The following is a 2,718-nucleotide window of genomic DNA, read 5'->3' as shown; positions in this document are numbered from 1 at the left end:
CCCCGGCACCCCTGGCGCCCCACTGGAGCAGCACTCCGCTCACCGACTCCCTGGTGCGCGGGGCGATCGAGCTGGAGCGCACCCCGCGCGGACTGCTGCCGCACCGGCTGCCCGCCCGGGCCCGGGCGCAGTGCCGGGACGGACAGCTCGCGATGGCCGAGGCCCAGCCCTCCGGCGTACGGCTCGCGTTCCGCACCGCGGCCACCGCCGTCGAACTCGACACCGTCCCCACCAAGCGCGACTACGTGGGCGCGCCGCGCCGCCCGGACGGCGTCTACGACCTGCTGGTCGACGGCCGGCTCACCGCGCAGGGCCGCGCGGACGGCGGGGACACCCTGGTCATCGACATGGCGGACTGGAGCACCGAACTCCGTCCCGGACCGCCGGCCACCGTCCGCTTCACCGGACTGCCCGCCGGACCGAAGGACGTCGAGATCTGGCTGCCGCACGACGAGACCACCGAACTCGTCGCGCTGCGCACCGACGCCCCCGTGCAGCCGCTGCCCGCCCACGGCCGCCCCGTCTGGCTGCACCACGGCAGTTCGATCAGCCACGGCTCCGACGCCGGGAGCCCGAGCACCACCTGGCCCGCCGTGGCCGCCGCGCTCGGCGGCGCGGACCTGCTCAACCTCGGGTTCAGCGGCAGCGCGCTGCTCGACCCCTTCACCGCGCGTACCTTGCGCGACACCCCGGCCGACCTGATCAGCGTCAAGCTCGGGATCAACGTCGTCAACCTCGACCTGATGAGGCTGCGGGCCTTCGGCCCGGCCGTCCACGGCTTCCTCGACACCATCCGCGACGGCCACCCCACCACGCCCCTGCTCGTGGTCTCGCCGATCGCGTGCCCCGTGCACGAGGACACCCCAGGCCCCTGCGTGGTCGACCCGGACTCCCTCGCCACCGGGCGCCTGCGGTTCCGGGCCACGGGCGACCCGCGGGAGGTCGCCGCCGGGAAGCTGACGCTCCGGGTCGTCCGCGACGAGCTGGCCCGTATCGTCCGCGAGCGTGCCGCCGAGGACCCCCACCTGCACCACCTCGACGGCCGGACGCTCTACGGCCCGCAGGACGAGGAGACGTTCCCCCTGCCCGACGACCTCCACCCGGACGCCGCCACCCACCGCCTCATCGGCGAACGCTTCGCACGCCACGCCTTCACCGCCGGCGGGCCGTTCGCATGACCCGCGGCGCGGCCGGCCCGTCCCGGCCGGTCCGCGCCGCCGGGAGCGTGTGTCCGTTCCCGCACGCCCGGCGCACGCTACCGGCCGGCCCGTGCGGACGGCCGTCGGCCGCGCCAGCACGGGCCGGCCGCGTCCAAAACGATGATCACTCTATTCCCGCTAAGGGATGGCAGGCGTAGGTACGCGGATCTTCGCGTGCTTATGCTTCACCCGCTATGACGGAAAGTCAGACACCCCGCGCCTTATGCGCATCAGCCGACGTGGTCGTCCTCGGCGCCGGTCCGACCGGGCTCGTGCTCGCCAACCTGCTGCTCGCCGCAGGCATCGACTGCGTCGTCCTGGAACGCGCCTCCCGCTCCCGCCTGCGGACCCGGGCCCGCGCCGGGTTCCTCGCCCCGAACACCGTACGGATCCTGGACCGCCACGGCCTCTCCGACGGCCTGCACCGGCACGGCAGCCGGCACGGAACGTGCGAGTTCCGCACCCCGGAGGGCCGGTTCCGGATCGACTACGGCGCCCTCGGGCCGGGCGAACAGCACCACGTCTACCCGCAGCAGAACCTCGTCACGGACCTCCTGGAGCACTACCTCGACCGCGGCGGACGCATCCGCTTCGACACCGAGGCCCTCACCGTGCTCGACGCCGACGGCAGCCGGCCGACCGTCACCACGCGCGAGCCCGACGGCCGGCCCGCCCGGTGGACCGCCCGCTACGTCGCCGGGTGCGACGGACGGTACGGAGCCGCCCGCCGCTCCCTCCCCGCGGACGCCGTCCGCCACCACCACGACCACGGCGTGACCTGGCTCGGCCTGCTCGCCCAGGCCCCGCCGAGCCTCGACGCCGTCGGGTACGCCGTCCACGACCGCGGCTTCGCCGGGCACATGGCCCGTACCGCGGACGTCACCCGCTACTACCTCCAGTGGCGGCGGGGCGTGGCCGCCGACGCCTGGCCCGAGCAGCGGATCTGGGACGAGCTCGACCTCCGGATGGGGGCCGCGGAGCACGGGCCGCTGCGGCGGGGCGCGTTCCTGGAACGCGGGCTCTTCGACCTGACCTGCGACGTGGTCGAACCCCTGCGCCACGGCTCGCTCCTCCTCGCGGGCGACGCCGCGAGCCTGCTCCCGCCGGCCGCCGCGAAGGGCGCCAACCTCGCGGTGCTGGAGGCCGAGATCCTCGCCGGAGCCCTCACCGACGCCCTCACCCGGGGCGACACCGCGGGGCTCGACGGCTACTCGGACCGCTGCCTGACGCACATCTGGCGGGCGCAGGAGTTCACCGGGTGGATGACCCGGCTGCTGCACGCGACGCCCGAGCCGGCCGACGGTGCCGGATCGTTCTTCCACGCCGGCCTCCAGCGCTCCCGGATCGCCTCGCTGCGGACCTCGCGCATCCAGCAGGAGTGGTTCGCCGAGCACTACCTCGTCGTGTGACCGCCACCGCCACCGCCACCTTCACCGCCGCCGTCCCCGGCCCCGTCCGGCACCCGCACCCGCATCCCTGATCCGGCGCTTCCCGGCCCCCACTCCGCGCCGTCCGGCAC

At 75.1% G+C, this 2,718-nt stretch carries 2 protein-coding genes; both read left to right on the top strand.

Annotation, left to right across the window (positions count from 1 at the left end; translation table 11 throughout):
- The first annotated feature begins 11 nt into the window (after positions 1–11).
- The gene (locus EF918_RS34455) at positions 12–1,178 is read left to right on the top strand and encodes a GDSL-type esterase/lipase family protein (RefSeq protein WP_125652804.1); all 1,167 of its coding nucleotides are present in this window, start codon (positions 12–14) and stop codon (positions 1,176–1,178) included.
- Between the two features lie 215 nt (positions 1,179–1,393).
- Positions 1,394–2,608, top strand: a complete 1,215-nt coding sequence (locus EF918_RS34450; protein ID WP_185922069.1) for a 4-hydroxybenzoate 3-monooxygenase — start codon at positions 1,394–1,396, stop codon at positions 2,606–2,608.
- The last annotated feature ends 110 nt before the right edge of the window (positions 2,609–2,718 follow it).

Source organism: Streptomyces sp. WAC06614 (assembly GCF_003949795.1).
Lineage (GTDB): Bacteria > Actinomycetota > Actinomycetes > Streptomycetales > Streptomycetaceae > Streptomyces.
Note: the sequence above shows the minus strand (reverse complement) of the source record. Positions and strands in the feature narration are given on the sequence as shown.

Excerpts from the sequence above, each read along its gene's own strand:
- EF918_RS34450 (WP_185922069.1), top strand. The coding sequence starts at position 1,394 with ATGACGGAAAGTCAGACACCCCGCGCCTTATGCGCATCAGCCGACGTG.